This is a genomic window from uncultured Nostoc sp., assembly GCF_964245445.1.
Lineage (GTDB): Bacteria > Cyanobacteriota > Cyanobacteriia > Cyanobacteriales > Nostocaceae > Nostoc.
Window position 1 is genome coordinate 1 of record NZ_CAXTNE010000350.1, and the last position, 6,874, is coordinate 6,874.

At 39.4% G+C, this 6,874-nt stretch carries 6 protein-coding genes; all 6 read left to right on the top strand.

All coding sequences use genetic code 11. The annotated features are described in order from the left end of the window. The first annotated feature begins 244 nt into the window (after positions 1–244). The 6 genes from ACFE90_RS34320 to bioD all read left to right on the top strand — a co-directional run bounded on the left by ACFE90_RS34320 (position 245) and on the right by bioD (position 6,531). Positions 245–1,219, top strand: a complete 975-nt coding sequence (locus ACFE90_RS34320) for a decaprenyl-phosphate phosphoribosyltransferase (RefSeq protein ID WP_375506748.1) — start codon at positions 245–247, stop codon at positions 1,217–1,219. Positions 1,220–1,264: 45 nt separating this feature from the next. Further along, entirely contained in the window at positions 1,265–1,849 is a 585-nt protein-coding gene (locus tag ACFE90_RS34325) for a YqeG family HAD IIIA-type phosphatase (RefSeq protein WP_375506749.1), read from the top strand. Positions 1,850–1,901: 52 nt separating this feature from the next. Beyond that, complete coding sequence (locus tag ACFE90_RS34330; RefSeq protein WP_375506750.1) at positions 1,902–2,237, top strand: small multidrug resistance protein; 336 nt, start codon at positions 1,902–1,904, stop codon at positions 2,235–2,237. 120 nt (positions 2,238–2,357) lie between these two features. Then, positions 2,358–3,923 (top strand): glycosyltransferase family 39 protein, encoded by a 1,566-nt coding sequence (locus tag ACFE90_RS34335; RefSeq protein ID WP_375506751.1) that lies wholly within the window; start codon positions 2,358–2,360, stop codon positions 3,921–3,923. A gap of 167 nt (positions 3,924–4,090) precedes the next feature. Next, complete coding sequence (locus tag ACFE90_RS34340) at positions 4,091–5,851, top strand: protein kinase (RefSeq protein ID WP_375506752.1); 1,761 nt, start codon at positions 4,091–4,093, stop codon at positions 5,849–5,851. Next, positions 5,851–6,531: a dethiobiotin synthase gene (gene bioD, locus ACFE90_RS34345; RefSeq protein ID WP_375506753.1), complete on the top strand. Its 681-nt coding sequence runs from the start codon at positions 5,851–5,853 to the stop codon at positions 6,529–6,531. The genes ACFE90_RS34340 and bioD overlap by 1 nt, the downstream gene beginning before the upstream one ends. Positions 6,532–6,874 lie beyond the last annotated feature (343 nt).

Below are 6,874 nucleotides of genomic sequence, written 5' to 3' on the forward strand. Positions count from 1 at the left end.
CTCGCTACTATCCACATCTGGATTCACAAAATATTATTAGTGGGATAGGTTCATTGAATAAATTTTAAATAAAGATTTAATGAAAACATTCTTTATGATACCAAAACATTACTTAACAAGAGTAATATCATCTAGGTAAAGATTTGTAAGTATTTTTACTAAAATAAATTTTAATTAAATGCTGCTAAATGCAGAAAAATTGTTCAATCTAAATTCTCCTGAGAGATAAAAGTGGGAAATACTTATGGACTCTCGACGTAATTCAGTAGCAGAAAAATCTTTAACTAGTTCTAAGAAGTCGGCGCACTATCTAGCTGCTATGCGACCGCGACAATGGACAAAAAACCTAGTAGTGTTTGCGGCACCCTTGTTTGCATTTAGCATCAATCTGCAATCTATACTAGGTAGCCTATTGGCATTTGTATTATTTTGTTGTGCATCAAGTGGCTTCTACTTAATCAATGATATTGCAGATGTTGAATCTGACCGTCAGCACCCTGTAAAATGTAAGCGGCCAATTGCTGCTGGATTGGTTAGCACCCGTGTTGCTAGTGGTATGGCATTGGTGCTATTGGGTAGTGCTCTGATTTTTGGGTGGTTGCGATCGCCGCAATTGGGTGCAGCCATCACTGCATACGCCGTGTTGCAGATCGCCTATAATCTGCGACTGAAACGGATGGTGATTTTGGATGTTGGAGCGATCGCTACCGGATTTGTCCTACGAGCATACGCTGGTGCTGCTGCTACTGGGATTGTTTTATCTAGTTGGTTTTTAATTTGCACTGCAATGCTGGCGCTATTCTTGGGTATTGAAAAGCGCAAAGCAGAACTACGGTTAGCACAAATTAAAGGCAACAAGCCTCGTTCTGTCCTCAAATACTATTCCTTGCCCCTACTGGCTCGCATGGAAAATGTCGTCACTACTTGTACGGTTATCACCTATACTCTTTGGAGTGCAGGCCCATACTTGCATGGGGCACGCACCTCTTGGATGCTACTCACTTTGCCGTTTGTTTTCTATGGAATTTTTCGCTATCAACTGCTGAGTGATCCTCAGGAAATTACCAGTCACAGTGACGACAGTATTGAGCAAGGTGGACGCAGTGAAAGACCGGAAGAAGTTTTATTAAAAGATTTACCCATCCTATTAACTGTTCTTGGTTGGGTGATCACTTGCTTTGTGATTCTCTTGCTCAAACATCAAGGGCTGATCGAATAAATCTAGTAAATGGGTTAATAGAATTTTCGGCAAGGGAATTTTTGGATGAAAAATTTCAAAGCTTTTTTGATGAAGTGGCGTAAATTAGGTTTTAAAGATAAACGCCATAAGCTTCCACGACATGTCCATACACTAGCTCAGATAGAAATTGAGAAAATCAAGATTTGCGGCGTTAAAGGAATTATTCTCGATTTAGATAACACAATTATTTCGGAAGACGATCGCTACCTATCTCCTTATGCAGAAGATTGGATTACGCAAGCAAAGTTAGCCGGATTACAATTTTTTATCCTTTCAAATGGGAAACGTCGCTATCGCGTCAAATATTGGTCTCATCGTCTTGATATTCAAGCACTTAGTCCAGCGAAAAAACCCTTTCGCCCTGCATTTCAACAAGCAATAACTTATATGCGCCTACCCGCAAAACATGTAATCGTCATTGGTGATAGTTTACATACAGATTTTGTCGGCTCACTACTTTGTGGATGTGGCTACATCCAAGTTGCCAGTCTACCGCACCCGCCCCGATGGTGGGAAAAACTTGCTGGTAAATGGGTACAGATACCTTATCCATCTAAAGGAGAACTTTGGGATTTTGACGGTGCTACTGGCTATGAAAGCTTCTTATAAATTGCTCTTTTCCTCAAAAAATTTTACCTTATCAAGTGACTAAATTTTCACCATGAATAACCAGATAATTTTTAGTTTACTGATTCTAATCACAGTAGGGTTAAATACACTGGCTCAAAATCTATTGAAACTAGGAGCCGGACAAAATCCCTTAAATATCTATTTACTAGGAGGGATTTGTACTTATGGACTGAGTACAATTTTTTACGTGGTAGTTTTAGGAAAGCTGAATTTATCTGTTGCCTATCCAATAGTAATAGGATTAACAATTATATTTACAATGATCACTGGTGCTGTAATTTTGCGAGAAAAAATCTTATTTTTGCAATGGTTAGGAGCGGGTTTGATGTTGAGCGGGATCGGGGCAATTGCTTTAAGTAAGCAGTGAGACTATGCTTAACTGATTATATTGATTTGAAGCAGTTACTTAATTTTTTGTTTTGAAAGTTTGATTGAAATAAAGTGTGCAGCAGTGATTCCTGAAGTTTCATCAAGAGGAAATAAAATTATGAATAAAGTTTTAAACCAGAAATGGTCGAGATATTATCTATTTGTTTTGATAGTGATTATTTTGAGTGTTTTCCTGCGCTTTTTTCTGTTGTCAAAACAGAGTCTTTGGTTTGACGAGGGTTTGACCTTAAGTCTTTCTGATGCCTCGACACTTCAAGAAAGCATTACAAACGTAAGAACCGTAAAAAATAGTGATAGATTTCAACCACTATACTTTATAGTTCTATATTTTTGGCATCAGATGTTTGGTGAAAGTGAATTTGCCCTTCGTTCACTCTCTGCTATTTTAGGAATTGGCTCAACTATCGCTATCTACTTTACTGCTTTGCGGATATATGGAAAAAAGCACGCTTTATGGTCTCTGGTAATCATAACATTCAGTTCTTTCTGTGTTTACTACAGCCAAGAAGCAAGAATTTATGCCTTAGCAATTTTTATTTCTTCACTTCAACTATATTTCTTCAGCGCAGCATTAGTTAAAAATGAAGATAATCGAGGTCTTTCAATATGGCTATTTAGTATCTTTACTGCCATAGGAGTTTTTACTAATATTAATTTCTGCTTTTCCACTGTAGCTTTATGTCTCTCTCATATTGCTATCTATAGAAATTTAAGGCAATGGCTACAATGGTGGATTCCGGCTGCGTTTTTATCTTTACCGCCAGTTTTATATTACCTGACTCTACCTGGAGCAACTGAGCCAGACAGCATTGAAGTTTCTCGCTTAGGATTCCCCGTAATTCAAAATATGATTTTTGTGTTATATGGAATTTTAGTGGGGACAACATATGGGCCTTCAACTGAACAATTGCGTGGCGATAATAAAGTACAGGTTGTGCTTCATTACTGGCCTCACATACTTTTATTAGTGATTGTCAGTACTGTACTTTTTCTGGCTTTAATAAAAGTTTTATTTAAACATAAAAAAAATAACAGAGAGCAGCATCCTGATTACTTCTTTGCTTCTGTTTTTGTCATGGCATTTTTACTAGGATTGCTTTTAGCTATAGTCACGAAATTTAATTGGGTACCGCGTCACTCTTATTATCTTTCCTTACTACTTGCTATGCTTATTCCATCAGTTTTGAGTCAAAGGACTGGTATTAGCTCAAAGCGCTATGGAGTGTTTCAGTTTGCTCAAATATCTGTCATATCTCTGATAGTTCTAAATATTTATTCTATTTTTAATTACTACTTCAACGATCGCTATAAGAAAGATGACTACCGCTCTGCAATCCAATACATTATAAAAAATCGTTCATCTTCGACAAAATCTGTAGTTCTATTTGGTAATCTCAAATTATTTAGATACTATGGTGATCCTCTAACTCTGAATGGACAAAATTTAGGGAATCAGTTAAGGAAGGGGATTATTGATGAAAATTTTGCAGAAAAAATTGGCAATTTAACAAATCGTGCGGATACAGTTTTGATAGTAGTTAATCGTGAACATCTATTTCCCAAAGGATTGATTGAAAAACAGATGGGCAAGTTGTATAAACTGGATTCTCAAGTTAATTTTGCATATTTTAAAATCTCTCGTTTTTCCAGAAAGATAAATTGAATTGAGGTTGGGGGCTGTTAAATGGACTAGGAAATAACCTAGCTCTGGTGGGGGTTTACCCATTGGGTATAGTAGAATATTGCCGCAGGTAACTGTCCGTCGCCTCTTGGACTTAATCTTTGTAGGTGACTTCCTCCTCAGTTGCTACTACACTCAATCATTCGATCATGCAACCACCCATTACAGTTGGCACTGTCTTGCAAAACCGTTATCGCATAATTCAAATTCTCGGACAAGGAGGATTTGGTAGAACCTATCTGGCAGAAGACCAGAGGCGCTTTAACGAACTTTGCGCGATCAAAGAATTGATTTCAACAGCAACGGAGGCTTTGGCTTGGGAGAAGGCACAAGAGCTTTTTCACCGAGAAGCCGCTATTTTATATCAAATTGAACACCCACAAGTCCCGAAATTCCGGGAAAGATTTGAGCAAGACCAACGTTTATTTTTGGTGGAGGACTACGTTGCAGGTCAAACGTATCAAGCTCTGCTGGCTGAACGTCAAGCTGTGGGTCAAACCTTCACAGAGGCTGAAGTATTGCAGTTGATAAAGTTGTTGCTGCCTGTTTTAGAGCATATTCACAGTCGAGGGATTATTCACCGAGATATCTCGCCAGAAAATATTATTTTGCGAGATAGTGACGCTAAACCTGTGTTAATTGACTTTGGGGTGGTAAAAGAACTGGCAACTCGTTTACGATCGCCAGAGAGCGCAATGCCAGAAACCAGTGTGGGAAAATTAGGCTACTCTCCTAGTGAACAAATGCAAACAGGGGGAGCTTATCCTAGTAGTGATTTGTATGCATTAGCAGTAACAGCAATTGTTTTGCTGACTGGTAAAGAACCAAGGGAGTTATTTGACGAAAACCAGCTAACTTGGAATTGGCAACGGTGGGTAACAGTTAATCCACGATTTGCTCAGGTTTTGAATCGAATGTTAAGCCATATACCGAGCGATCGCTATCAAAGTGCTGCTAGTGTATCTCAAGCACTACAATCTTTAGAGCAAGTCAATCTTCCGCCCTTGAATACATCTAACTTGCAAACAATCGCTGTTGGCCGCCGTCCTGACTCAGTAACACCAGCAGCTTCGCCCAAGAAACAACCCGATCCTATGATTCCACCAAGTTCCACTAGCTCAGTCTTGGATAATCCGTTAGCGATCGCAGCGATTGGCACTGCTGTAGTGATCATAGCCGGATTTGGTTCTTGGGCTTTAGTAAGTTCCATCCGCAGTCAGTCAAAACCATCACCAACACAGACGCTTCCACAAAATTTCCCTTCACCAGTTATTTCTGGTGGTACTACATTCACATCCACACCCACCCCCGAGCAACCTATTATATCTAGTAGGCGGCTCAATCTTAAAGCATCTAACCCAACCACGGTTACAGATACTCTCAAAACAAATCAAATCATCCGCTACACTTTTTTTGGGCAGGAAGGTGACAATTTAACTGCGTTTATTGACTCAGGAAGCAGCGTTTTGCTAACAGTCTTCAGTCCCAATCAACAACCAATTGATCAGAATGTTCAACAAGTAACATCATATAAAGGACCATTGCTGGTTACTGGTAGATATACTATTGAGTTAACACTGGTTCCAGGAGTTCCCGAAAGCAATTACAGTTTTACTGTTGCATTAGAAACACCAGCCAAACCAATACCTACACAAACACCGACCCCAATTCCAACAGAAATACCTACCCCAATTTTTACACAAACACCTACCCCAATTCCGACAGAGACACCCTTCCCAATACCTACACAAACACCTACCCCAGTTCCAACAGAGATACCCACCCCAGTTTTTACACAAACACCCTTCCCAATTCCGACAGAGACACCTACGCCAATTCCGACTACTGGTGAAACACCAAGTTTTCCGCCAGTTGATGGAACACAACCATTTTCTGGCCAAAGAAATTAATGTTAAACACACTACTAATTACTGGAATTGATACCGAAGCTGGTAAAACTGTTTTAACAACAGCATTAGCAGCCTATTGGCAAAAATATTATCCGCAGCGTAGCTGGGGAATCATGAAACCGATTCAATCGGGGATTGGCGATCGCGAGTGGTATCAAAAGCTATTTACACTAGAACAATCTTTAGAAGAAATTACACCATTGTACTTTCAAGCACCTCTGGCCCCTCCCATCGCAGCAGCACGAGAAAATCGCCAAATAGATTTAGCAGTAGTTTGGCAAGCTTTATCTAAATTGCGATCGCAACGTGATTTTGTGCTTGTAGAAGCCTTGGGTGGGTTAGGTTCGCCTGTAACTGAAGAATTAACCGTAGCCGATTTAGCCGGAGAATGGCATTTACCAACGGTATTGGTAGTGCCAGTGAGATTAGGTGCGATCGCTCAAGCAGTGGCGAACGTAGCATTAGCTAGACAATCGCGCATCAATCTTAAAGGCATTGTGCTGAACTGCGTACAAAGACGAACCGATGCAGAAATAGCCGACTGGACACCGCACCAATTGATTCAATCACTCACTAACACACCAGTTTTAGGCTGCTTACCATATTTAGATAACCTGGGTGATTTAAATAAACTTGCTCAAGTAGCATCAGATTTAGATTTGGAAATGCTGACATTTTAAATCTTGTTATTATCAACATCTTTATAAATCTTTGCTTCGTTGCCATCCCGCCTTGGAATTTATTCCAAGGCTAATAGCTAAAGTCCTCTCAAGAGGACTAAATAGAAGATTTTAAGTAATGTAAATAGCTATACTCTGTAAAAGCGAAAATTTTAGTCCACGCTTAGTGGACTTGAGCTATTAGCCCGGAACTTTAGTTCTGGGCGGGATATCAGTCAGGGTTACACTTTGAATTTTACAAAAATGTGGGTAACGACAAGCACTTTAAATTGGGCATTGGGAATTAGACATTAGACTTGTCGCTAAATAAGATTTAAAAAATGATGAAATGGACTTCTCAACT

Coding starts and splice junctions, on each gene's coding strand:
- ACFE90_RS34320 (WP_375506748.1), top strand. CDS start 245: ATGGACTCTCGACGTAATTCAGTAGCAGAAAAATCTTTAACTAGTTCT.
- ACFE90_RS34325 (WP_375506749.1), top strand. CDS start 1,265: ATGAAAAATTTCAAAGCTTTTTTGATGAAGTGGCGTAAATTAGGTTTT.
- ACFE90_RS34330 (WP_375506750.1), top strand. CDS start 1,902: ATGAATAACCAGATAATTTTTAGTTTACTGATTCTAATCACAGTAGGG.
- bioD (WP_375506753.1), top strand. CDS start 5,851: ATGTTAAACACACTACTAATTACTGGAATTGATACCGAAGCTGGTAAA.
- ACFE90_RS34335 (WP_375506751.1), top strand. CDS start 2,358: ATGAATAAAGTTTTAAACCAGAAATGGTCGAGATATTATCTATTTGTT.
- ACFE90_RS34340 (WP_375506752.1), top strand. CDS start 4,091: ATGCAACCACCCATTACAGTTGGCACTGTCTTGCAAAACCGTTATCGC.